Annotated in this window: 24 protein-coding genes, 2 tRNA genes and 1 pseudogene; 17 read left to right on the top strand and 10 right to left on the bottom strand. The window is 62.9% G+C overall.

What is annotated here, in order from left to right; translation table 11 throughout:
• The first annotated feature begins 118 nt into the window (after positions 1–118).
• From SB786_RS13000 to SB786_RS12955, 10 genes are all read left to right on the top strand, one after another.
• Positions 119–1102, top strand: coding sequence for a hypothetical protein (locus SB786_RS13000; RefSeq protein ID WP_410727809.1), 984 nt, complete (start codon positions 119–121; stop codon positions 1100–1102).
• Positions 1103–1458: 356 nt separating this feature from the next.
• Positions 1459–3111, top strand: coding sequence for a hypothetical protein (locus SB786_RS12995; RefSeq protein ID WP_410727807.1), 1653 nt, complete (start codon positions 1459–1461; stop codon positions 3109–3111).
• Between the two features lie 8 nt (positions 3112–3119).
• Positions 3120–4301 (top strand): hypothetical protein, encoded by a 1182-nt coding sequence (locus SB786_RS12990; protein WP_410727805.1) that lies wholly within the window; start codon positions 3120–3122, stop codon positions 4299–4301.
• Positions 4302–4340: 39 nt separating this feature from the next.
• A complete protein-coding gene (locus SB786_RS12985) occupies positions 4341–6095 on the top strand; it encodes a phage tail tip lysozyme (protein WP_410727803.1) in 1755 nt (584 codons plus the stop codon).
• 3 nt (positions 6096–6098) lie between these two features.
• The gene (locus tag SB786_RS12980; protein ID WP_410727801.1) at positions 6099–7175 is read left to right on the top strand and encodes a tyrosine-type recombinase/integrase; all 1077 of its coding nucleotides are present in this window, start codon (positions 6099–6101) and stop codon (positions 7173–7175) included.
• Positions 7176–7419: 244 nt separating this feature from the next.
• Positions 7420–8013 (top strand): hypothetical protein, encoded by a 594-nt coding sequence (locus tag SB786_RS12975; RefSeq protein ID WP_410727799.1) that lies wholly within the window; start codon positions 7420–7422, stop codon positions 8011–8013.
• Between the two features lie 63 nt (positions 8014–8076).
• A tRNA-Met gene (locus tag SB786_RS12970) sits at positions 8077–8153 on the top strand.
• 353 nt (positions 8154–8506) lie between these two features.
• Positions 8507–9481 carry an ImmA/IrrE family metallo-endopeptidase gene (locus tag SB786_RS12965; RefSeq protein WP_410727797.1) on the top strand — a complete coding sequence of 325 codons (975 nt, stop codon included), beginning with the start codon at positions 8507–8509 and terminating at the stop codon, positions 9479–9481.
• A gap of 20 nt (positions 9482–9501) precedes the next feature.
• The gene (locus SB786_RS12960) at positions 9502–10125 is read left to right on the top strand and encodes a hypothetical protein (protein ID WP_410727796.1); all 624 of its coding nucleotides are present in this window, start codon (positions 9502–9504) and stop codon (positions 10123–10125) included.
• A gap of 336 nt (positions 10126–10461) precedes the next feature.
• Entirely contained in the window at positions 10462–11259 is a 798-nt protein-coding gene (locus SB786_RS12955) for a DUF6602 domain-containing protein (RefSeq protein WP_410727795.1), read from the top strand.
• Between the two features lie 221 nt (positions 11260–11480).
• Here SB786_RS12955 and SB786_RS12950 read toward each other — a convergent pair whose 3' ends face one another.
• The 4 genes from SB786_RS12950 to SB786_RS12935 all read right to left on the bottom strand — a co-directional run bounded on the left by SB786_RS12950 (position 11481) and on the right by SB786_RS12935 (position 13502).
• Complete coding sequence (locus SB786_RS12950) at positions 11481–12203, bottom strand: O-methyltransferase (protein WP_410727794.1); 723 nt, start codon at positions 12201–12203, stop codon at positions 11481–11483.
• A 97-nt stretch (positions 12204–12300) separates the two neighbouring features.
• Complete coding sequence (locus tag SB786_RS12945; protein ID WP_410727793.1) at positions 12301–12597, bottom strand: 4Fe-4S dicluster domain-containing protein; 297 nt, start codon at positions 12595–12597, stop codon at positions 12301–12303.
• A gap of 2 nt (positions 12598–12599) precedes the next feature.
• Complete coding sequence (locus tag SB786_RS12940; RefSeq protein ID WP_006761686.1) at positions 12600–12908, bottom strand: hypothetical protein; 309 nt, start codon at positions 12906–12908, stop codon at positions 12600–12602.
• A 12-nt stretch (positions 12909–12920) separates the two neighbouring features.
• Positions 12921–13502: an RNA polymerase sigma factor gene (locus SB786_RS12935; RefSeq protein WP_410727792.1), complete on the bottom strand. Its 582-nt coding sequence runs from the start codon at positions 13500–13502 to the stop codon at positions 12921–12923.
• A gap of 173 nt (positions 13503–13675) precedes the next feature.
• Here SB786_RS12935 and SB786_RS12930 point away from each other — a divergent pair.
• Positions 13676–13752: transfer RNA gene (locus tag SB786_RS12930), tRNA-Met, on the top strand.
• Positions 13753–13962: 210 nt separating this feature from the next.
• Positions 13963–14295 carry a hypothetical protein gene (locus SB786_RS12925; RefSeq protein WP_410727791.1) on the top strand — a complete coding sequence of 111 codons (333 nt, stop codon included), beginning with the start codon at positions 13963–13965 and terminating at the stop codon, positions 14293–14295.
• Between the two features lie 53 nt (positions 14296–14348).
• Here the strand turns inward: SB786_RS12925 and SB786_RS12920 are convergent.
• A pseudogene (locus tag SB786_RS12920) lies at positions 14349–14983 on the bottom strand (SDR family oxidoreductase); the annotation flags it as partial.
• Positions 14926–15426 (bottom strand): serine protease inhibitor ecotin, encoded by a 501-nt coding sequence (eco, locus tag SB786_RS12915; RefSeq protein WP_410727790.1) that lies wholly within the window; start codon positions 15424–15426, stop codon positions 14926–14928. The gene eco and the pseudogene SB786_RS12920, both read right to left, overlap by 58 nt.
• A gap of 144 nt (positions 15427–15570) precedes the next feature.
• Between eco and SB786_RS12910 the strand changes: the two genes are divergently transcribed.
• Positions 15571–15900, top strand: a complete 330-nt coding sequence (locus SB786_RS12910; RefSeq protein WP_410727789.1) for a hypothetical protein — start codon at positions 15571–15573, stop codon at positions 15898–15900.
• A 201-nt stretch (positions 15901–16101) separates the two neighbouring features.
• On the opposite strand, the gene SB786_RS12905 is transcribed toward SB786_RS12910, so the two are convergent.
• Positions 16102–16503: a hypothetical protein gene (locus SB786_RS12905; RefSeq protein ID WP_041491238.1), complete on the bottom strand. Its 402-nt coding sequence runs from the start codon at positions 16501–16503 to the stop codon at positions 16102–16104.
• A 117-nt stretch (positions 16504–16620) separates the two neighbouring features.
• Here SB786_RS12905 and SB786_RS12900 point away from each other — a divergent pair, with 117 nt between their 5' ends.
• Together SB786_RS12900 and SB786_RS12895 are read left to right on the top strand one after the other, a co-directional pair.
• Complete coding sequence (locus tag SB786_RS12900; protein ID WP_175696672.1) at positions 16621–17001, top strand: DUF5594 family protein; 381 nt, start codon at positions 16621–16623, stop codon at positions 16999–17001.
• A gap of 188 nt (positions 17002–17189) precedes the next feature.
• A complete protein-coding gene (locus SB786_RS12895; protein WP_410727787.1) occupies positions 17190–18557 on the top strand; it encodes an MFS transporter in 1368 nt (455 codons plus the stop codon).
• A 25-nt stretch (positions 18558–18582) separates the two neighbouring features.
• On the opposite strand, the gene SB786_RS12890 is transcribed toward SB786_RS12895, so the two are convergent.
• The 3 genes from SB786_RS12890 to SB786_RS12880 all read right to left on the bottom strand — a co-directional run bounded on the left by SB786_RS12890 (position 18583) and on the right by SB786_RS12880 (position 20926).
• Positions 18583–19164, bottom strand: a complete 582-nt coding sequence (locus tag SB786_RS12890) for an AAA family ATPase (RefSeq protein ID WP_410727786.1) — start codon at positions 19162–19164, stop codon at positions 18583–18585.
• Positions 19157–20578, bottom strand: coding sequence for an alpha,alpha-trehalose-phosphate synthase (UDP-forming) (gene otsA / locus SB786_RS12885; protein WP_410727785.1), 1422 nt, complete (start codon positions 20576–20578; stop codon positions 19157–19159). Before otsA ends, SB786_RS12890 begins: the two co-directional genes overlap by 8 nt.
• Positions 20579–20728: 150 nt before the next feature.
• Positions 20729–20926 carry a hypothetical protein gene (locus SB786_RS12880; protein WP_410727784.1) on the bottom strand — a complete coding sequence of 66 codons (198 nt, stop codon included), beginning with the start codon at positions 20924–20926 and terminating at the stop codon, positions 20729–20731.
• Positions 20927–21211: 285 nt separating this feature from the next.
• On the opposite strand from SB786_RS12880, the gene SB786_RS12875 reads away from it, so the two are divergent.
• Positions 21212–21763 (top strand): hypothetical protein, encoded by a 552-nt coding sequence (locus SB786_RS12875; RefSeq protein ID WP_034177115.1) that lies wholly within the window; start codon positions 21212–21214, stop codon positions 21761–21763.
• Entirely contained in the window at positions 21760–22254 is a 495-nt protein-coding gene (locus SB786_RS12870; protein ID WP_410727783.1) for a hypothetical protein, read from the top strand. The genes SB786_RS12875 and SB786_RS12870 overlap by 4 nt, the downstream gene beginning before the upstream one ends.
• The last annotated feature ends 5 nt before the right edge of the window (positions 22255–22259 follow it).

Below are 22259 nucleotides of genomic sequence, written 5' to 3'. Positions count from 1 at the left end.
ATTACACACTGCGGTGGCCATACGGTCACCGTACGGTCGCGCTGATCGACCACCGCAACTAGAGTGTCCTCAACATCTTGCGACCGCCTCACGCGGGCGCCCAGACCGAGAGGACTCTATGCCACGCCCCCACCAGTCCGGTACCGCCGCCCAGGCGACGCCCAATCTGAGCATCGACGCTGAGACGATCAGCAATCTGCGCGAGCTACTCGACCAACGCAAGAAACTCGACGACGCGGTCAATGCTGCCCCGTCGGAAATCAAATCCCTCGAGGACGAGCTCTCGAATCTTCGCCAACAAATGGCATCCCTCGAGGCGGACATCGTGCTCGTCGACGAGGCCCAATTGTCGGCGAAGCAGAAGCAGATCAAGGCGCTGGATATGGCCGTCGCAGAGAAGGATCTCGCAGTACGTCGCGCAAAGGCGCGTCTCGACGCGCTCGAATCCCGTGCGCCGGATCTCGACGAAAAAATCGAAATTGCCATTGGCTTCGTCCGAGTCGAGACCAATATCGTGTCGCAATCGCTGCGATCCGACATCGCGGAAGAGCTCCGCGGAAAGCTGCACGAGCTGCAACTCGTCTACGCCAAGGTTCGTGCGCTGCACGGCCTCGTACGGGACGACCGAACGGGAGACTTCCTGCGGAGCGCGCTCATCCCGGACCTCGACCAATGCATGCGCATCATTACGAGAAACGGGACTTACGAAGCGTCTCCCAATTTGCTGGACACCCGGAACGACGACACCGCAGCGGTAGAGGCGCAAATCTCTGAAGCAATGCGACCCATCACGGAAGTGTTGACGCTCGCGCGAAAGCACCGCCCATACGTGCCGCTCGCCAAGCGCCCCGCCCCGTATGTCCGCAAGGGTGCGTGGGACGGCCCCGGCGGCCGCGTCGATCGATCGGAGGAGCCAGAGGAACCGCCGGTGCGCATGAAGACGATCGAAGAGGCACTCGCCGAGCCGTATGAAATCAAGGGCGATTCCAGCGGTTTCCGGACGTGGAAGCAAGCTCAAGAAATGAATATGGCGAAGGCGATGGAAGAAACCCATCAGTTTGCTGAGAAGCATGGATTGAGCGATGAGCAAAGCGGCCTCTAATTCGATTTCCGACGCGCGGAAGGAAGCGATGAACAAGAAGATCTCGTCGCATCCCAACACCTATGTGATCACCGAGAACAGACGCAAAGGTCTTGTCACGGTCAGAACAGCAAGCGGGGTCCACATAGTGACCATGCGAAGAAGCGCCGCAATCCGAGATGGGCTGATTGACGCCGATAGCAGTCCCCCACGAAACAGCCGTCGGCGCTGAGTGCGAAGCCCCAGCCGGCGGTGGGTAAAAACACCGGCAACTGCTGACGTTCATGGAAGCGGGCACCCTTCCGGGCCTTTCGGCCGGCCAACCCCGCGGCGGCCGGCAGTACTTCACTTAACGTGCCCTGAGATTTGGAGGTTCAATGACGACGGGTGTTGGCAAACAGCTCAAAGATTTCGACCCAGCGGCGGCCGCATCGGATTCAGACATTCTTTTCGCGGCGCAGGCTGGCCTCGAGAAGAAGATGACTGCCGCGCAGCTGGCGGTTTACATGCAGGGCAAGGTCATCCAGAACAAGAACGTTGAGACGTTCCTTGCGGGTGATGGCGTGACGCCCGGCACGTTTCTTCCTGGCGGCGCGTCGATCACTCTGGCGAACGGCTATGGGTCGATCAACAACATTGATGTCTTCGCCGACGGGGCGCCGCAGCTCGACTGCACGCTGACCGGGAATGTGCTCGGTTTTCCGAATGGAGGCATCCCGAACGTTGCGAAGATCACCGTCAAGGGCGCGCTGACGGTGCCAGTGGGTGCTATCGGCACCGGAGCGGTGGGTGATGCGCAGCTCGAAAACGGATCGCGCATCTTCTATATCAACAAGAACACGCAACTCACACCGGACTACTACGAATGCATTGCGGATTGGAACGGCGTAGTAGGGACCGATAACACGCTCAATTTGCAGCGGCTCGTCAATGACATTGCTGCGATCGGAGGCGGTGAGATCGACCTCGGGAACAATGGCTTTTTCGCATTCAAGAATTTGATTGTCCCGGACGGCGTACGCATCTACGGGCGGGGTCGCTATAGATCCGGCCTGGTCACAACGAACGTGTCTGGTGGCGGCACCGCGAATGGCGGCGTCATCCAGTTGGGCAATTCGTCGATGCTCCGAGGGCTTTCGCTGACGGCCGCGACACCCATGACCGGCGGCATCCTGGTACTCCTGCTCGGCAATCTGGCGGAGGTCAGCGATTACCAGATGACGAACTACTACACCGGCGTACAGGCCGGGAGCGCCGCACTGGAAGTGATCAATGCCCGCGTGGCGGAAGGCAACATGTTCTCCCCATCGCTGGTATCGGGTGGCAATGCAATCATCGGCGCGAACTTCGGCAATCTCGTCGTAGAGGGTGTCGTTGGTAGCGGCCCAGCCAGTGGACCCCAGCCGTATTCGGGCCTTCGATTGTTGAATGGCGATACTGCCTTCATCAAGGCTGTCAACATGACCCGCCATGGCGCGGGCCTGTTGATGAATCCCTCCTCCGCCCAGAATTTGTATTCCTGCGTTTTCTCAGACAGCGATTTCGATAGTGCGGTCGGTCAATCTTCTGCGCAGATCGCTCCGCTTGGCGGGGCAGTCTGGGGAGCCAAGTTCAACAACGTCTGGTTCGGACTGTCGACTCAGGACGGGCTGCTGATCTCTGGCGCCGGCGGAGGCACCGTCGACGGCGTAGGGCTCTCGAACTGTGAATTTCCCGGTAATGGCGGATGCGGCCTGAATGTCTCGGGAGCCAACGTTTCCAACGTGATCGTCAACGGCGGATGGGCGACGGGAAATACCCAGGACGGCTATCGCTTCGCGAATGGTACGTCGCACTTCCAGTTGAACGGTGTTACGGGAGGCCCCTGCTCGGGTCGCGGCCCCAACGGTGGCTATGGATGCCAGGTCGTGACCGGTGCCAGTAACGCGTACGTGATCGCCAATAGTCTTTTCGCTGGCAACTCCACCGGAGCGCTGCTCGACAACGGAACAGGCAGTTCCAAGTTCGTCAACAACAACCTTCTTTCGTGACTCTCACCATGAAACGTCTCCTCATCGCGCTCATCGCTAGCGCAATCTCGGTCGCGTCTGGCGCAGCGACGTATGTTCCAGTCACTCTGCTGAATCCGGCTGGCTCGACTGCAGGTCAGGCCATCATTTCGAATGGCCCGTCGAGTGGTCCGGCCTGGTCCTCGATCGTCGATTCGGTTGTGGCCGGCTCCGGGGTCGCTGTCAGCGGCGCCACCGGCAACGTCACCGTATCGGTTGCGACGAATGGTGTTGCGCTCGGCCAGATCGCGCAGCAGGCCGCGAACTCCGTGCTCGCAAATGCGACGAGCTCGACCGGCAACGTGACCGCATTCACGATGCCGAGCTGCAGCAGCTCGGCAAACGCGCTGCAATGGGCGAGCGGAAGCGGATTTGCATGCAACTCGAGCATCAATGCGGCGAGCCTCGGTGGCACCGCGGCCGCATCCTATGCTCTGCTCGCCTCGCCGTCGCTCACGGGCACGCCGACGGCGCCGACTGCGACCACCGGCACGAATACGACTCAGCTCGCGACGACGGCGTTCGTCAACAGCTCGATCACGGCGGCAACCGGACGCCTGCTGAACATTCAAGTGTTCAGCTCAAGTGGCCCCTATACGCCGACTGTAGGAACTACCCATGCCCTGGTTCGGGTGCAAGCGCCGGGCGGCGGATCGGGCGGCACATCAACCACGACGTCGTCGACCATCAGCATCAGTGCATCCGGTTCTGCCGGCTCGTTCGCGGAAGTGTGGTGGAGCTCTCCGACATCTCAGACCGTAACCATTGGCTCCGCCGGAACCGCTGGTGCGACTGCGGGTGCAGGCGGCACCGGCGGCGCCACTAGCGTCGGATCGATCGTTTCGTGTCCGGGCGGCATTGGTGGCAGCGCGGGTGCAGCCAGCACACCACCGTTTGTGGTTGCGCCCGCAGCGTCGCCCTCTGCCTGCACGATTTCCGGGGCCACTGCAATTCTCTCGATCGGTGGCGGCCGCGGCCAGTTCGCGCACGCTCTTTCGACATCCGCCGCCGACGTGCCAACAGGCGGATCTGGATACCTCGGCACGGCCAGCTATGGGACACCGCCGGGATATGGCTCGGGAGCGAGTGGCGCATCGATCGGTGTCAGCGCAACGGGATCAACCGGTTTCACTGCAAGTCCGGCGATCGTGGTCATCTACGACTATCAGTAGTCGACGGGGCAACAGAACCCACGATAAGGAAATTCGACGATGACATCACCTTCCTTCAATCTCGTCATAACCGCGACCGACAAAGCTACCGCCGTTGCAAAGCGTGTCAACGAATCGATCGCGAAGATCACGAAGCCGATCGCAGATGTTAAGTCGTCCGTGGCTGCCTTCAATAAGGAAACCGGCCTCGATCAGCTCGGCAAGAAATTCGAATCGGTCGGGAAGTCGGCGCAGACCGTAGCACGCAGCGTCGCGTCGATTGCGCCTCCGCTTGCGGCGATCGTCGGGGTTGGAAGCGTGGCCGGGATCGCTGCATTTGCGACCAGCTGGGGCCGTACTGCGGCCGAGATCGCCAATACATCGAGCGTGATAGGCGTCACGACGTCGGACCTGCAGCGCTATCGAGGCGCAGCTCGCGTGGCGGGTCTGTCAGCCGATGCGATGACGAGCAGTATGCAGTCGCTCGGCGATGCGTTTGAAGATGCGTCGGCGGGCCGGAACAACTTCGTCGCTGGCGTGCTCTCCGACAAGGGGATCGGCATTCATCGCCTGAAGGACGGCACGATCGACGTGGTGCGCGGGCTTCATGACGTCGCGTCGGCTGCTTCGAAGATCACGAACACGCAGGCGCAGAGGAAGTTTCTCGACATTTTCGGGCTCGGCGGCATTCAGGCGATGATTCGCCGCGGCACGATCGACCAGTTCGTCGCGAAGTTCGACGAATTGAACGCGACGATGTCACCGGAGCAGATCGCGCAGGGGGAGAAGTTCAATCAATCCATGATCGCGCTCGATGCGTCGGTCGACAAACTGAAAAATTCGGTCGGATCGGCGCTCGCGCCAGCAATCGGCCGTGCGGTCGACGAGCTTGCACGGCTCGCCGACGATTACGGCCCGAAGATTGCGCACTGGATCGACAACGTCGACTGGGACAAGACCGCGAAATCGGTCGCGGGAGTCGGTGAGGCTTTGGGGGGCGTCAAGGGTGTCGCGCTCGCGATCGCGGGCGTGACTTTCGCAGGCCCGATTGCGGGGCTCGCGACTCTTGTGGGGAAAGCGACTGCACTTTCCGGGATCCTGATACCGCTTGCGGCAAATCCGATTGTGGCTGGTGCGCTCGGGCTGCTCTACAGCAAGGGGCTGAACAAGGGCGAAGGCGATATTCGCTTGACGCAGCCTGGTGACGTATGGGACGGCGACCCGATCGGAACGAAGCGCCGCAACGGTGCCGCGAAAGATCCAATGACGCCACATGTAGTGAACTACATGATGATGAAGGGTTGGACTCGTCAGCAGGCGTCAGGGATCGCAGCAAGCTTGTGGACTGAGAGTGGATATGATCCGCGCGCCGTTGGTGATAACGGCCATGCCTATGGGGCGGCTCAGTGGCATGAGGATCGCCAAGCAGAATTCAAGAAGCTTTTCGGGATCGACATCCGAAAGTCGACGCTCGAGCAGCAGCTGGATTATGTCGATCGCGAGCTTCGGAGTGGCCCAGACAAGGGCGCGATCCTCGCCGGTAATGCGCTGTCGAGCGCTAGCGATGCAGCTCAGGCAGGCGCGATTGTGTCTCGTCTTTATGAGCGACCTGCTGATGCAGATGGAGAGGCCGCTAAACGCGCGCGTGCCGCCGATTCGATCGATTCCGAGGTTCGGAAAAATTACGCAACGCAGAAGCTCGAGGTCACGATTCACATGCCGGGTGCGCCGCATGGCACACGCGCGAGCGTGAACTCGAACGGCGAGGTTATGGCGACCGGCCAAATCGGTCATTCTTTGCTGATGGGGCCGTAAGGTATGAGCGTGCATCTCTTCCGTATTGGCAAGGTTTGGCACTACCGCTTCCAGATCAACGGCGCGCGCCAGCAGCGATCGACGCGTGAAACGGATCGACAGCGCGCCGAGCAGGTCGCGGAGCGAGCATTTCGGCAGGCGAAGCTCTGGACGCGCGAAAGCAAGGAATTGCCGACCTTGCGTGAGCTCGTCGCGCAATGGCTTGTGATTCATCAACCCACGGCCAGTCGCGCACACGTCAAGGTCGTCGAGACATTCGGCCGCCTCCATCTCTACGAGCTCGCCGACGTGCTGATCGACGAATTGTTGACCGATCGCGTCGAGCTCGCGCGCGTGCGGCATCTCGAATCACATGCGCCGGTGTCGGCGAACCAATGGATCAAAGTGTTGCGCCTGCTCTGCAACTGGGCCGTGCGTCGCGGCATCCTGCCGGCGGTCCCGTTCCGTGTCCGGGCGCTTAAGGTCCAAAAGAAGCCGCGTGCGATCCTGCCCGTGAAGCTGGCTCAGGATTGGTTGGCAGCCATCGACGCCGCGGAAGGTGAGCGAAACGGCGTTCGAACCGCGGTGCGACTGATGCTCGGCATGGGCCTGCGAGAATCCGAGACCATCACGGCTCGATGGGAATGGCTCGACGTCGGCCGCCAGACATACACGCCTGGACGTACGAAAGGCCGCGAAGCCGACCCCATCCCCGTCCCTGCCTGGTTGATCGATTACCTGATGGCCGACTGGAAGCCGGCCGGCCTGATCCTGCAGAAGTCGAACGGGCGCCCCTATCCGGCCGGCTTCACCCGCTCGGCAATGCTGGCTGCCAACCAGGCGGTCGGCGCGCCGCACATTACGGCCCATCGCCTGCGCGGTACGTTCGCCACCCTACTCAGCGAGGCTGGCGTCCCGGTGCAGTCGATTCAGCGTGCACTGCGCCACAAGAACCTGAGCACAACAGCGGCGTATCTCGAGGTCGACATGGGTACTGTCGCGGCAGGTCAGCAACGCATCGCGGAGAAAATCGGCTTCGGATTACGCCCTGAGACCAGTGGCGCGCCAGTGGCGAACTACACCCGGCAACCCCAGCAATGACAAGGAATCACGATCCCAAATGGTCATCGCGAATTTTCGGGCCAGTCGATCAAGTCTCGATCGCAAAATGGCCGCCGCCGACGCGAAATTCGGCCCTTCGGACAACCGGGCCTGCCCACAAAACCGCCCGGGTCCTCCGGCGGGATCTCCGAACGGGCGGGCCCTAAGACTCGCGATTTCCGTCTAGCTACAAACTTTTTGAATTTGGTTGACAGGTTGACAGAGCCACTTATAGGAGAAATCTATGACGGCAGTTTCGCAGTCTGCATTCGCGTCGATGTGCGGCGTATCGCGGCAGATGGTATCGAAGTGGAAAAGCGCCGGATGGCTTGTGCTGCAAGGCTCAGCGGTCGATGTCGGCGCGACTCACGCTCGCATGAAGCAGTACTACAGCAAGGGCTCGCCGGTCCCCGCGTCGGCGCTCACAGCGGTTGACACGAGCGCGGCACCGGTTGACAAACCCGTGTCAACTGCGCGGCGTTCTGTCAACCAGGCGCCAGCCGCCGTAACTGCTGGTGAGCGTCTGGAGCTACTCGACGGCACGCTCAGTTTCGAGTTTTCGCGAGAGGCGCTGACGGCACGCGTCGAGAAGGCTGCGCGGTTCCTCGGCTTCGAACCCAGGTTCGACGGCGACGACATCCGGTTAATGCTCAATGGGCATCCGCACTTCGAGCTCGTCGACGACGGTTTCGTAGTGAACGCCTACTGCGCCATCGAAATGCTGCGCTGGTGGCTCGATCCGGATCTCCCGCTGCGTTCTGAATTCGAGCCGGCGTTGCCCTTGTTGGCACGCCCCTTCGGGACGTCCGAAACGGAGCGAGCCTGCAACGCCGAGTAGGCATCGGAAAGGGATTGCCCCATGCGTTTGACATGGAGATGACCGTCCACGTACACTTCGCGCCGCGGGGTGGAGCAGTCTGGCAGCTCGTCGGGCTCATAACCCGAAGGTCATAGGTTCAAATCCTATCCCCGCAACCAACATTGAAGCCCGCTCTGCGAAAGCAAGCGGGCGTTTGCTATCGATTGGCCATCCCTGATGTCGGGCTGCACTCAGAGTGCATACGTCGGCACCCCGAACGAACAAGCCGCCGCGGATCTCCCCCCCCAGATTTGAATCTCGGCACCGACCTACGGCCGCGCGAGCAAATTGGCAGCGGCGTCAGCGAGGGATCGCAAAGCCATATTGACAATTGACGAACAGCGTACAAGTTTGTAGACTACGCGCGCGCGGCCACGTCTCCGCTTAAAGTTCACGCCCGAGAACGCTCTCCGTATGAGCTGCTCTGGTCGTGTGGTTATTTCACGCATTGCTAACAAATTGAGGGGGAAATATGCCGGCCATCAATCCGATGCAAGCTCTTTACTCCCGTTTGTCCGGCTGCGGGATCAATCGGAAGTTCGCCAAGCGGCTCCTACCAGAATGGTGGGACGACTCGATTGCCGAAAATCCGAGTGGCTTATTGCAAGCGCAGATAATAATCGCGCACAGTCTCAACCTTGACTTGAACTCACTACGGGATCCCGGCTCGGTTGTCCAGTTCCGGAGTGCGCAGCGGAAATTCAAGCACAGCAAGGCGGTTGACAAAGTCAGTATTCAGTTGAGTGCCGAATATGCAACTGGGATGGCAAAACTCGCCGTTCAAGCGATGGAGACTCCGTTTTCGGCCCCTCCCCGCGACGCAATTGCAATTAGAAATACAATTCTCAAAGCCCGTCCTCAAGTCGATTTGGAGGGTCTGCTGGCATACTGTTCTGCAGCTGGTATAGCTGTCTTGCACATCGGTGAATTACCGGGCAAGAAGATGGATGCCGTCGCAGTCAAACAAGCAGGTCGAGCGGCCATTGTTTTGTCCAGAAAGGCCAAGTCGTCCTATCTGCTGTTCCACCTTGCGCACGAGATTGGGCACATAGCGATGGGGCATCTCGGCGATACGGATGGAACCCTTATCGATGCCGCGATCGTCGCAGACGGTGATGCAGATGAGCGCGAAGCTGATAAATTCGCGATTCAGCTTCTGAACGGATCCGAGGTCAAGTACACCTCAAAAAATCGGTTCATGACAGGTGCCGAATTGGCGGCCGCCGCAGTGCGACTTGGAGCACAGCAGCACATCGATGCCGGTCATATCGTGCTCAACTATGGCCATGTAGCTGGTAATTTTCCGCTTGCTAATGCTGCGATGGGGTACCTGCCGGGCAATCAAAGCGGTCCTCAACTTGTGAACTCTCATCTCAGGACTTCGCTCAATTGGCAAGATCTGTCCGAAGATCAAGCTGCGCTTCTCGATCGAGCGCTGACGCCCTAATTTAGAAGATCGGGGCATCAGTGATTGTTCTGTCTGATAACGACATCCTCTTCAAGCTTGCACATTGCAATCTGCTTGACGCACTCCCAGACTACCTAGGAGTTCCGGCAGCTGACATTTGCATTCTGCCGAGTTGTTTATTTAAGCTGCGGCGCGTGCTGAAAAACGACGCCGTAGTTCTCGGTCGGATCGAGACGTTTTGTGGAAAAGTGACCACACTGGCCGATGACGACATCGATCCAGATACGCTGACAGCACTGGTAGATACTGGCGCAGACGCCGGCGAGGCTCTATTGGCTGCGAAGGTATGCTGCACTTCGGAATCGTATATGGTGACGGGGGACAAGCGTGCAATCAAGGCGCTCTGCAGACTCCCCGAGGGAAACGTCCGCGCTGCGCTCTCCCGAAAAATTCTTTGCTTCGAGGCATTAGTTCTAGGGATGCTGCAGCGATATGGTTTTGCTGCTATGGAGCAATACTTCGTCTCCGGCCGGCACTGCGATAGTGTGCTCTCGATGGCTTTCGGCGCCAATCGGGACGAACAGCATGCCATTCAATGCCTGACATCCTATTTGCAAGAATTGCAGTCAACTTCCGAATGGATACTGATCGGATCTGCGCCTACACAAACCCTCGCCGCATAAAATTACGTACAGACAGCCCGCGTAGCGCGGGCTTTTTGTTGCACCGCCATCTTGCGCCACCAATCGAAACGCGAATCAGCACTCAGCAAGCTCCAGCGCGTCTGCGCATCCGCTCAACCTGCTCAGATGCATCTCTTACTGAGATTCGGGAGGGTGCTCGGGCCGATACCGCGCCGCTATGTGGGTCACCCGACAATTGCGTCGATCAACGAATAGCATCTGGTGTGCGGGCTGTTTTCGGCGGTGCGACGGAATGAGGATTTGTGGACGCGCAAACTCAGACAAACCGGTATACGCTAGGATCGCAACGTCTCGATACTACGAAGCGTCTCCATAATGAAACCAATGCTGGAAGCCCATTTCGACGCTGTCGAAGCCACGCTGTTGCAAACATCGAAAATTTCTGCAAATGCAGGGCACACGTTGCACCGAGGAACGCCTCGCGAAAATTTGATTGCAAACTTCCTTTCGACCCATCTGAGTTCCAACGTTTCAATCGGAACCGGTGAGATTATTGATCATCGCTCGGCTCCGCGAGAGCAACGCAATCAGTATGACATTATCATCTACCGCAACAACTACCCGAAATTGGACTTCGGTGGTGTTTCAGGCTTCCTCGTCGAATCGGTTCTAGCAACGATAGAGGTAAAATCGCTCCTCGATGAGGCAGCGATGCATCAAGCGGTATCCGCCGCGGCAAATCTGAAGCGCCTGGAGCCTCAATATTCTCGGCACGTATCCCTAGGTTGGTTTCCGCCAAAACCCCTTTCGTTCGTAATTGCGTATGCGGGTCCCGCGCAAATGGACACAGTCAAAAATTGGCAAAAAAAGGCGTGTGCCGCACTCGACCTCCCGCGCGACGAGTGGGTTCATACAGATAGGTTGAAGACTCCGGGCCACTCCTTGGATGGCGTTGCCGTGCTCGGTCGCGGCGCGCACTTTCTCTGCAACACCCCACTCTTTCCATCGTCGTTGGATCCACGAGCCAGGACTTTCCTATGGGAGGGTGAGCGAGGCGCCTTGATGTTTTTCTTTCTCGCACTGCAGGACGCGTGCATGGCCCATGAAACGGCAAACATGAACACCAAGCCGTACCTGACCAGCCACGCATTTAACGGTACGTTCTATGATTAATTTTTGGTAGGTTGATCCAGCGCCCCCCCGTCACCCCCTTGTCATACAATTCCAATTGGCCGACACCGCTGCCCCTCTGTCATGGGCTCATCGTCAAGGGGGTTGTTTTGGGGGTCTTTTTACGCGCTGCACCAGCCAGTCCCTCTCCTCTCATATAGACATGAATTCTGTCGGGGGACCAGCCAAGCCCATCGCCGCCCCGGCTTCCCAAGAAACTTCCCTCAAGCCACAACCACCGTAAACTCGACCCCCGACTCAAAATCCAGCGTCGTGGTCAAAAACCGCGGATCCTCGTCGAGGTAGTGCTTGTACGGTCGAACGGCGTCCTCGGACGTGTACATGTTGTCGGCGAGTACGACCGCCCCCGGCCGCAACAGGCGCTCGATCTGCTTGAACAGCGTCAGATAGGCGTCGGCCCATACGTCGATAAACACCATGTCGACAGCCCCTTCCAGTTCGGCAACCGTCTCGAATACATCGCCCTCCCGCACGTCGACATAAGCGTCCAGGCCCGCAGCTTCGACATGAGCCCGCAAACGCGCACACTTGAGCGCATCGCATTCGGTTGCAATGACCGCGCCACGGTCCAACGTCCGCAGCGCGTCGGCGAAATACAGCGTCGACACGCCGCAGGAGCTGCCGAGTTCAAGGATCCTGGTCGGCCGTTGCGACAGCACCATGTTGCGCAAAAACCTTCCCGTTTCCGCCGACACTGCCAACGATAGAGCACTGCCTGCCGAGGACTCAAAATCTTCGGTGAACAGGCCGAACGTTTCGAGAAACCGTCCTCGCAACCTCGGGGCGAGCGCTTCGTATTCGTCGACGAGCGTCGGAAACGCCTCATTCGGCCCCTGGAACTGGGCGCGTGCGCGGGCGATGATTTCGCTCTGGCTTTCTTCATGAAGCCGTTTCAAAAGCGCGTTGGTGGTTGAAGCCAAGTGCATTCCTTCACGAGTTTGATTACGTAGACGGCGTATCCAGCGACTGCTATCCGCCGTCAGGCTTGCTGCGCTGCCGCTCCATCATCGGCGAGCACGGACGCTACGCCCTCCTGGCGAGCGTGATCGCGCGTTCAGGACATGCCGTCACGCAAAGCCCGCATGACCGGCAGGCTTGCGCATTCGGCGTGTACGCGACTTTCATTCCGTGCACGCGCAACTTCAGGCGATGCATCAGGCCGAGATCGAGGTAATCGGCCTGATCGATGCGCCGGATTTCGAACACGTTTTCGGGGCAAACAGTGACGCAATCTCCCTTGCCTTCGCAACGTTTCAGATCGACGACGGGCGCAATCACGCCCGCCTTCTGCTTGCAGTCGGCCGTTGATCTCCCGCGCATGTTCATTCCTCCGTGGGCCGCTTGCCGCGTGATCGCCATGCGGCCCGAAAATGCTCGCGCTCTTCCGGCGTCATGGCTTCCCACTTGCGCCAATGACGCCGGCCGTGCCAGCCGCGATGTCCGCGGAATCCGCCGAACAGGATGCGGCTCAATACGAGCAGGCCCAGCGCATGGGCGAAGTCGATCGCACGAGCACCGACGAATAACCCCGGCATCACCCAGTTCCACAGCGTCATGACGACCCATCCGAGCACGCCGATAGCGACCACCACGAGCAGCGCCTTGCCCGCACATCTGATTCGAAAATTCATCCGTCGACTCCTCTAGATATCCAGTTCGTCATAAATGGGTTGCAGTCGAGCACGCAGATGCACGACCGCGTAGCGTTTGCGCGCGAGCAGCGTATTGAGCGTGACGCCGCTCTGCGCGGCCATCTCCTTGAAGGGCAGCCCTTCCAGTTCGTGTGCGATGAAAACTTCGCGCTGATTCGCCGGCAACTCGTCGAGCGCATCCTGCAACGCCTTGAGCAGCAGCGTGCGAGCGTAGAGCGCTTCAGGGCCGGCATCGTGTGCCGGTAGCGCGAGATCCAGGCGATACTCGCTGTCCGCTTCGTCGTCGGCATCGGGCAGATCGGTCAGCGGCTGCTCTTTCTTCTTGCGAAAACGATCGATGATGCGGTTGCGCGCGGTACGGAACAGCCACGCGCTCGCCTGTTCGATCGGCGCAGGAAGGCGATAGGCCTGTACGAATTCGTGAAGGACGTCCTGCAGAACATCCTCGGCGTCGTCCGGGTCGCGGATCCGGCGCCGAATGAAGTTCCCTAGCCTCGTTCGTTCACGCATCACTGTCGCAGTGATGTCACGGTCTGAGTCGGTCATCGGTTGCGAAGTGAGTGGCGGTTCCATGCGTCTGAAGACGTTTCAGGCGCGCGAATATTGTGGCGAATGTGAAAAATTTTCGGCTGTACGCATCGGCTTCCCTGCGTTGCAGTCGTTTCAAGGAACAGGCCCGATATGACATCGCCCCGTCTTCGCACGAATCGTTTGACTCTGCGCACCTACCCAAGTACACTTCGCGCCGCGGGGTGGAGCAGTCTGGCAGCTCGTCGGGCTCATAACCCGAAGGTCGTAGGTTCAAATCCTACCCCCGCAACCAAATACCGAAGCCCGCTCTGCGAAAGCAAGCGGGCTTTTTGCTGTCTGGGAAATGGTGCTTGCGCGCGCAGCGCAGTACACGAAGATGGTGCAATCGAGCGCTCACCACGACGTGCGACACACGATCGCACGTCGTCCATTCGCCGTGGACATGCACCGAACATTGCGTAGAATTCCGAACCTTCTTCGGTTCAGCACACGGACTTCTCGAATGATTCGAACGATCGCGGCGCTCGCCGCGCTTTCAGCGATGACCGCTACGGCCAACGCTGCCGACACCGGCACGGCCCCCGCCAAACAGCGCTACGTCAGCCCGGGCATCGCCAACGTCACGGCTTCCGCAGCCCCGCGCCCGGAAAGCACCTCCCCCGACGCCCGCTGCCGGGAACTGGCCGCCGGCATCGACGCGGTCACGCACTCGCCCGACCGCGGCCAGAAGGTCGTGCGGGGGGTGGGCCCGGACGGCAAGCCGCGCAACGAACTACGCGCCTACGACAAACGGGCCGACCTGGAAGCCGAGCACCAGCGCCTCGGCTGTCAGTAACGGGCACACGAACACACACCACCACCCGGCCAACTCACGCCGGGCATCGGCCTTTACGCATTCGCACCGCCATCGATTGTCAACCCGGTCCCGTTAATCGATCGCCCTTCCGGCCCGACGACGAACGCGACGAGTGCAGCCACGTCCTCAGCCTTTCCGTACTGCTGAATCGCCATCCGCGCACGCTGCGCATCGGCATGCTCGCCATCGGCCGGTTCATGTCGGTATCGGTCGACCCGGGATGCACGATGTTGACCGTGATGCCGCGCGCACCGACATCGCGCGCGAGCCCCTGCGTCCAGCCGATCAGCGCGGCCTTGCTCGCCGCATAAAGGCTCATCCCCGCATCGGGCACGCGCGTCGCGAGGCAACTGCCGGTCGACACGATGCGCCCGCCCTCCGCGAGATGCCGCGCGGCCGCCTGCGACGCGACGATCACCGCGCGCACGTTCACGTTCAGCGTCGCGTCGATATCGTCGAGCGCGATCTGGAAGCAGTCGCGCAAGCCGCGCTGGCCGCGTGGCCGGCGCTCGCGGGCGCGCGCGGCGGCTAACGGCGGGCCCCGGAAAGAACCCGCGAAACCACGCACGGCCGGCCGGCGGCAAGCGCCCGGCATGACCGCGCGGGATCTTACTGCGTAACGGCGTGCTGCACGTCCTTCGACGCACGCCACACACGGTAGCGCACGTCGAAGCCGTCCGGCACGTACACGACGAGCGGCAGGCGGCTGTTGTAGCGCAGCAGTTGGCCGTCGCTCCGCACCTGCACGAACCGCTGTTGCGGCGCCTGGCCCGGGCAGGCCATCAGCGTCGACGCCGGCCCCTTCACGTCGGTCAGCCGATAGTACGTATAGCCCCAGCCCTTCACGTCCTCGGCGGTCAGTTCGCCGCCGAACCACTGCTGGTTGCAGTCGGTCTGCAGCGTCTTGCCGATCATCAGTTCGACGCGCGCGTCGCCTTCGTTCTCGAGCGCGGGCAGCGCGATCACAGCGCGCTGCTGGCCGGCCGCCGGCTGCGGGAACATCTTGATCGACTCGGCCGGCACGGCGGGCGCCGATGCGGGCCCGGCCGCGCAGGCGGCGGCGGTCGTCACGCACAAGGCGGCCAGGGCGGCCCGGATCGCGAATTTCATCGATGTGCTCCTGATAAACAAAATAGGCCCTGGATGCTAACACTTTGGTCGCAAGACCTTACGGCGCTGTAATTTGACGACACAATTGCAAACAGCCGGCGATCCCCGCGCGCGGTACTTATAGGAGAACTCACGGAGAACATCATGCTGAAGCTCATTGCCGCCGCCGGCGTCGCCACGCTGCTGGCCGGTTGCGTCGTCGGCCCGGACGCCGGATACGGATACGGCTACGGACAGCCCTACTATTCGGATCCCGGCTACGCGTACGGGCCGGCCTACGGGGCCGCCCCCGTCTATGGCACGGTCAATATATGGGGCGGAGGCGGCGGGCGCGACTGGGATCGCGGCCACCGCCGCTGGGATCGCGATCGCGGCGATCGCGGTGACCATGGCGGCTGGGGACGCGGCGGCGGACGTCGGGGCGACTGGAACGAAGGCGGAGGCGGGCGCGGCGACGGCGGCCATCGCCACTGAACCGGCTGATCCCGCGGATCGAATTGCAACCGTTTGTATCCGCACGCGGCCCCGGCACCGCCGCTGGATGGGGGTGCAAAAACGGGATCCCCGACATGACAAAGGCCCTCGCAACACGCGAGGGCCTTTCCTTTTGTCATCTTGCGTACCGGCGCTCAGCCGGCGCCGATCATGCGGCGCCGAGCCCGAGCACCCGCCCGCTCACCAGCCGGCCGGCTGCGCATAGCCGCCTGACACGGGCGCGCCGCACACATACGCGCGCTGATAGCGGTCGTAGCAATAGTTCGGGCCGCCGTCCTGGTACTGCGCCTGCTGGTAGCTCGGATAAGCCGGCTGCTGGTAGGCCGGCGCCTGGTAGTACGTCGGCGGCTGATAGGCAGGCGCCTGATACACGGGCGCCTGGTACGCGACGGGCGGATTCATCGCGGACGTCACGATCGCGCCGAGCACCGCGCCGCCGATCAGCGCGCCGATGACGGCGCCCCCGTCGCGGCCATGCGCGGACGCCGGGCCCGCCACGGCGAGCGAACCGGCGAGGACACATACAGCGGCAATTTTTTTCATCATGGACTCCCACGCGAAGTGGTACTGGATGCGATGCATTGTGGCGGGACGCGGCCGTAATAGATGCAGCAAGTGGTAACGCGCCATTACGGGTATCACGCACACCGAAACGCGGTACGGCCGTGCTACGATTTTCGGCCCACAGGAGACGCGTTCATGCAGCCCGAAACCGCCCGACGTTTCGATACCGAATTCGCGCCGCGCATTGCGCGGGCGATCGCCGCCTTCTTCGCCGATCACGTCCAGGCCGACGTCGTCCCGTACGGCGGGCACGGGCAACCGACGCGCGTGCGGATCCGCAGCGCGCCGCACGAGCACGTGAGCGGCTTCGTGCATCCGCTGAATCTCGAGCTGACCTGGGACACCGACGAGATCGAGCGGCTGATGGAGCCGGACGGTCCGCAGCGCTTCGAGCACTACCTGGCCGCGCTGCCGAAGAAACTGGGCGCGTGGCAAAGCGCGCGCGACATCGATCTCGCGTCGCGCACGCAGGCCGACCCGCTCGTGCGGCTCGGCGGCCTCGATTTCGAAGGCTGAATGCGCGCGCCGGCCGGCGGCCCCTGGGTGCGTCGGCGTCGCGCGATGCGGCCCGGTGATACACTCGATCGGTCCCGCGCCGGCGCCGCCAGGCCGGCCGGGCCACTCACCGCCGCCTCGACCCGCAAGCATGGTTGCGCACACAACCGACGCGCGGGCGCGCGGACAACCACGCTTTCGCTCCCGCCATGAACGCCGATACCGGCCTGCCGCTTCCGCAACGCTACTGGGCGATCGTCTGCGTCGCACTGGGCATCACGCTCGCCGTGCTCGACGGCGCCATCGCGAACGTCGCGCTGCCGACGATCGCGCGCGACCTGCACGCGTCCAATGCCTCCTCGATCTGGATCGTCAACGCGTATCAGCTCGCGGTCACGATCACGCTGCTGCCGCTCGCGTCGCTCGGCGAGCGGGTCGGCTATCGCCGCATCTATATCGCGGGGCTTGCGCTCTTCACCGCCGCGTCGCTCGGCTGCGCGCTCGCCGGCTCGCTGCCGATGCTGGCCGTGATGCGTGTGATCCAGGGGTTCGGCGCGGCCGGCATCATGAGCGTCAATGCGGCGCTGGTGCGGATGATCTACCCGTCGTCGATGCTCGGGCGCGGGCTGTCGATCAACGCGATGGTGGTCGCGCTGTCGTCGGCGATCGGGCCGACGGTCGCATCGGCGATCCTGTCGTTTGCGTCGTGGCCGTGGCTGTTCGCGGTCAACGTGCCGATCGGCATCGCCGCGGTACTCGGCAGCGTGCGCGCGCTGCCGGCCAACCCGCTGCACGACGCGCCGTACGATTACCCGAGCGCGCTGATGAACGCATGCGTATTCGGGCTGTTGATCACGGCCGTCGACGGGCTCGGCCACGGCGAACGCCACGCTTATGTCGCGGCGGAGCTGGCCGTCGCGTTCGTCGTCGGCTACTTCTTCGTGAAGCGCCAGTTGTCGCAGCCGGCGCCGCTGCTGCCGGTCGACCTGATGCGTATCCCGATGTTCGCGCTGTCGATCTATACGTCGATGGCGTCGTTCACGTCGCAGATGCTCGCATTCGTCGCGCTGCCGTTCTGGCTGCAGAATTCGCTCGGCTTCTCGCAGGTCGAAACCGGCCTCTACATGACGCCGTGGCCGCTCGTGATCGTGTTCGCCGCGCCGCTCGCAGGTGTGCTGTCGGACCGCTACTCGGCCGGCATCCTCGGCGGAATCGGGCTTGCGCTGTTCGCGGCCGGCCTGCTGTCGCTCGCGACGATCGGCGCGCACCCGGGCACGGTCGACATCGTGTGGCGGATGGCGCTGTGCGGCGCGGGCTTCGGGCTGTTCCAGTCGCCGAACAACCGCGCGATGCTGTCGTCGGCGCCACGCGAGCGCAGCGGTGGCGCGGGCGGTATGCTGAGCACGGCGCGCCTGACTGGCCAGACCCTCGGCGCCGCGCTCGTCGCGCTGATTTTCGGGCTCGCGCCCGACCACGGTCCGACGATCGCGCTCTATGTCGCCACGGTGTTCGCGGCGATCGCCGCGGTGGTCAGCATGCTGCGCATCACGTCGCCACGCCCGGACGCGGCGACTTGACGCCGCCGCGCGCCGCGTGCGCGCGTCATGCGGCGTCGAGCGCGTCCATCACGAAGCGCACGCGCGCCTTCACGCTCGCACGCGGCAGTTCGATCAGCCGATACCCGTACGCCGTATAGCAGTCGACCATCGCGTCGTAGGTACGCACGGCCTCAGCGAAATCCTGCCGCCGTTCGGGGTCCTGCGCGTAGATCTCGGGCCACGGCGGCGCGATGAATACGCGCCGGTGATAGCGAAAGCGCCGCGCCGCGGCCTCCGCATGCGCGGGCACGGCGAGGCCCATCAGCCGCAGGTAGCCGATCACGTCCGGCACGCCGCGGTCGAAGAACACGGGTGCGCGCGCATCGTGCGCGAGACGGTACGAACGCATCTCCCAATTCAGCATCTGCTCGGCGAACGCGGCCCGGTCGCGCCACGGCAGCGCCGGCCCGTCGATCGCCATCTGGTCGCGGATCACGCCGCGCCCGGCCTCGTGCGAGCGCACGAAACCGGTGCGTTCGAGCGCATCGAGCAACGTGCTCTTGCCCGAGCCGGGGCCGCCCGTGACGACGAAGAAGCGGGCCGACGCTTCGTCCGCCGCGCCGCCCTCCTCCACGCGTTCAGACATGCGCGGCCCGCCGGCCCGCGCGCTGCGTGACCGACGCGGCCGCCGCGACGCTGCGCAGGTCGGCGACGAACGTGTCGCGCCAGACCGACAGGTTGTTCTCGCGCAGCCGCGCGAGGTTCTCTTCGTGTCGCGCCTGGCGCTCCGCGAGCGGCATCGACAGCGCGCGCTCGAGCGCGTCGGCCATCTGCGACAGGTCGTACGGATTGACGAGCAGCGCGCCGGTCAGCTCGGCCGCCGCACCGGCGAACTCCGACAGCACGAGCACGCCCGGATCGGCCGGGTCCTGCGACGCGACATATTCCTTCGCGACCAGATTCATCCCGTCGCGCAGCGGCGTCACGTAGCCGACCTGCGACATCCGGAAGAACGCCATCAGCAGATTGCGCTCGTATTTGCGGTTCAGGTACTGGATCGGCGTCCAGTCGAGTTGCGAGAAGCGGCCGTTGATGCGGCCGGCCTCGCCTTCGAGCGTTTCGCGAATGTTCTGATAGGTCTTCACGTCGGAGCGGGTCGGCGGCGCGATCTGCACGAGCGATACGCGCCCCTGCCACCCCGGCGCGTTGGCGAGCATCCGCTCGAACGACTGGAAGCGCTCGACGAGCCCCTTCGAATAGTCGAGCCGGTCGACGCTCATCACGAGCTTGCGGCCGTCGAGCGCGTCGCGCAGCATCTTCACCGGCTTGCGCGAGCCGTACTGGACGGCGGCCTCGGCAATCGCATCCGGATGCACGCCGATCGGATAGGCGGCGACCTTCACGACGCGGCCGTGCGCATGCAGCATCCCGTCGTCGCTCGCCGCGCCGATGCCGCGCCGCTCGATGTAGTCGGTGAACGCCTGCTTGTCGGCATCGGTCTGGAAACCCGCGATGTCGTACGCGCACATGAACTTCACGAGCTCCTCGTGCGGCGGCACGACGCGCAGCATGTCGGGCGACGGAAACGGAATGTGCAGGAAGAAGCCGATCGGGTTCTTCACGCCGAGCTCGCGCAGGCAATGCGCGAACGGCAGCAGGTGATAGTCGTGCACCCAGATCAGATCGTCGGGCCGCAGCAGCGCGGCGAGCTGCTTCGCCAGCATCGCGTTCACGCGCAGATAGCCCGCGTACTCCTGCCGGTCGAAGCGCGTGAGATCGCCGCGGTAATGGAACACCGGCCACAGCGTCGCGTTCGAGAAACCGCGGTAGTACTGATCGTAGTCGCGCCGGGTCAGCCCGACGGTCGCATACGTGACGTTGCCGTCCCGCTGGATCGCGGGTGCGGCGTCGGGCGTACCGACGATCTCGCCGTTCCACCCGAACCATACACCGCCGGTGTCCTTCAACGCATCCATCACGCCGACCGCGAGACCACCTGCACTCGGGCGTGTGTCCTCGCCGGCGGCGACACGGTTCGATACCACGATCAATCTGCTCATGCGGCTTCCCCTCCTCGATTCGATTGGTTGACGCGCGACGCGCGCCAAGGCGGACGCGACGGCCCGCAGGCAGTCGCGCGGCGATTCAGATGTGAGCGATGCAACAAAGAGCGCAATGAAATGCGGCAGCGGAATGCAACGGCGACAGGATCAAGCGTCCTGCTCCTGACCGAGATCGCGTTGATAGTCGAGCCCTTCCGGGCGTGCGCCGCCCTGGTTGTGATCGCCGTCGGCCGGCGTCTCGCCGGGCGCGCCGGCAGGCGGTGCGGCGGGCGCGTCGGGCTGCGGACGCTGACGCTCGGCGCCCGCATCGGGCGGCCGGGGAGAAAACCGTTTCGAACGGCGCATGGCTGGGTGTCTCATAGGCAGCGCGGCTCGGAGCCGTCGTAGAAACATTCCATAACAAAACAGTCTAGGCCGCTTCCTCGCATGCGAAGGTAACAATTACCTTCAATTTGTAACGTTTCGACCCCTCTCCAATCGTCTGCCCGACAATACCGCGGCGCGTATGCGCGGAGCCGCCAGCGCGATTTGTCAAAGCTTTGCAGTTTTCCTATGACAATTGCGAAACAATGACGCGGCAAGGGGGCGCGCATGCGTCGCCGCTCACCCAGACAGGACTTGCACTCAGGGATGAACACACGTTTCGAACCGCCGCGCCGGGCCATGACGGCGCGCATCGTGTTGGCCACACTCGCCACGGCCACACTGCTGTCCGGCTGCAACTCGCTGTACAGCGAAGGCGCGACCGCCGGCGCCGGTATCGCGGGCGCCGCGATCGCCTCCAAGGTCACCAACAACGCCGCCGTCGCGACGGGCATCGGCCTCGGCGCCGTGGCCGGCGCGCGTGCAGGCGTGCAGTACTCGCAGCGCGTCGCACACCGTTACACGCAGGAACAGATCGCGAAGGCGGCGGCCCCGCTCGATGTCGGCGGCGTCGCGCCGTGGTCGACGCACCATTCGTTCCCGATCGAGGACGACGAACAGGGCCGCGTGACGGTCAGCCGGATGATCAGCGTCGGTCCGCTCGACTGCAAGGAAATCGTGTTTGCGGTCGACACGCCCGCGAAGGCCGACAAGGCCGCGCAGTCGGCGTTCTATGTCGCCACGATCTGCCGCGACGGTCCCGTGTGGAAATGGGCGTCGGCGGAGCCGGCGACCGAACGCTGGGGCGCGCTGCAATGAGCATCGCGATCCGTATCGCGACGATCGGCGCGCTGTGCGCAGCCAGCGCCGCGCTGTCGGGCTGCGGGTCGGTCGGCGCGGCGAGCGGCGCGCTCGCCGGCGCGGCGACGGGCCTCGTCACCGCGAATCCGGCCATCGGCGTCGGTGTCGGCATTGCCGTGCAGGCGGCGACGGACGAAGCCGTCAATCGCACGATGAAGCAGCTCCATCAGAACCAGCAGGATGCGATCGCGAAGGCGGCCGGCAGCTTGGCCGTCGGTGAAGTCAAGCCGTGGAAGGTGAAGAACACGCTGCCGCTGGAAAACGGCGAAGGCGAGGTGCGCGTCACGCGTGCGTACTCGACGGCGCTTGCGCTGTGCAAGGAATTCGCGTTCTCGGTGAAGGACGGCGACAAGGCCGACTGGTATTTCGCGAATGCGTGCCAGCAAGGTACGCACTGGAAGTGGGCGTCTGCCGAACCGGCCGTCGACCGGTGGGGCAACTTGCAGTAACGATG

The sequence above is a fragment of the Burkholderia sp. SIMBA_062 genome (genome assembly GCF_046534765.1).
Taxonomy (GTDB): Bacteria; Pseudomonadota; Gammaproteobacteria; order Burkholderiales; family Burkholderiaceae; genus Burkholderia; species Burkholderia ambifaria.
This window is presented reverse-complemented; position numbering and strand designations above follow the sequence as displayed.

Bases quoted from the DNA above. Each gene is read 5' to 3' on its own strand.
- eco (WP_410727790.1), bottom strand. From the start codon at position 15,426: ATGAAATTCGCGATCCGGGCCGCCCTGGCCGCCTTGTGCGTGACGACC.
- SB786_RS12880 (WP_410727784.1), bottom strand. From the start codon at position 20,926: ATGCGCCGTTCGAAACGGTTTTCTCCCCGGCCGCCCGATGCGGGCGCC.
- SB786_RS13000 (WP_410727809.1), top strand. From the start codon at position 119: ATGCCACGCCCCCACCAGTCCGGTACCGCCGCCCAGGCGACGCCCAAT.
- SB786_RS12945 (WP_410727793.1), bottom strand. From the start codon at position 12,597: ATGCGCGGGAGATCAACGGCCGACTGCAAGCAGAAGGCGGGCGTGATT.
- SB786_RS12975 (WP_410727799.1), top strand. From the start codon at position 7,420: ATGACGGCAGTTTCGCAGTCTGCATTCGCGTCGATGTGCGGCGTATCG.
- SB786_RS12950 (WP_410727794.1), bottom strand. From the start codon at position 12,203: ATGCACTTGGCTTCAACCACCAACGCGCTTTTGAAACGGCTTCATGAA.
- otsA (WP_410727785.1), bottom strand. From the start codon at position 20,578: ATGAGCAGATTGATCGTGGTATCGAACCGTGTCGCCGCCGGCGAGGAC.
- SB786_RS12955 (WP_410727795.1), top strand. From the start codon at position 10,462: ATGAAACCAATGCTGGAAGCCCATTTCGACGCTGTCGAAGCCACGCTG.
- SB786_RS12895 (WP_410727787.1), top strand. From the start codon at position 17,190: ATGAACGCCGATACCGGCCTGCCGCTTCCGCAACGCTACTGGGCGATC.
- SB786_RS12980 (WP_410727801.1), top strand. From the start codon at position 6,099: ATGAGCGTGCATCTCTTCCGTATTGGCAAGGTTTGGCACTACCGCTTC.
- SB786_RS12965 (WP_410727797.1), top strand. From the start codon at position 8,507: ATGCCGGCCATCAATCCGATGCAAGCTCTTTACTCCCGTTTGTCCGGC.
- SB786_RS12870 (WP_410727783.1), top strand. From the start codon at position 21,760: ATGAGCATCGCGATCCGTATCGCGACGATCGGCGCGCTGTGCGCAGCC.
- SB786_RS12990 (WP_410727805.1), top strand. From the start codon at position 3,120: ATGAAACGTCTCCTCATCGCGCTCATCGCTAGCGCAATCTCGGTCGCG.
- SB786_RS12985 (WP_410727803.1), top strand. From the start codon at position 4,341: ATGACATCACCTTCCTTCAATCTCGTCATAACCGCGACCGACAAAGCT.
- SB786_RS12995 (WP_410727807.1), top strand. From the start codon at position 1,459: ATGACGACGGGTGTTGGCAAACAGCTCAAAGATTTCGACCCAGCGGCG.
- SB786_RS12890 (WP_410727786.1), bottom strand. From the start codon at position 19,164: ATGTCTGAACGCGTGGAGGAGGGCGGCGCGGCGGACGAAGCGTCGGCC.
- SB786_RS12935 (WP_410727792.1), bottom strand. From the start codon at position 13,502: ATGGAACCGCCACTCACTTCGCAACCGATGACCGACTCAGACCGTGAC.
- SB786_RS12875 (WP_034177115.1), top strand. From the start codon at position 21,212: ATGAACACACGTTTCGAACCGCCGCGCCGGGCCATGACGGCGCGCATC.
- SB786_RS12900 (WP_175696672.1), top strand. From the start codon at position 16,621: ATGCAGCCCGAAACCGCCCGACGTTTCGATACCGAATTCGCGCCGCGC.
- SB786_RS12925 (WP_410727791.1), top strand. From the start codon at position 13,963: ATGATTCGAACGATCGCGGCGCTCGCCGCGCTTTCAGCGATGACCGCT.
- SB786_RS12905 (WP_041491238.1), bottom strand. From the start codon at position 16,503: ATGCATCGCATCCAGTACCACTTCGCGTGGGAGTCCATGATGAAAAAA.
- SB786_RS12910 (WP_410727789.1), top strand. From the start codon at position 15,571: ATGCTGAAGCTCATTGCCGCCGCCGGCGTCGCCACGCTGCTGGCCGGT.
- SB786_RS12940 (WP_006761686.1), bottom strand. From the start codon at position 12,908: ATGAATTTTCGAATCAGATGTGCGGGCAAGGCGCTGCTCGTGGTGGTC.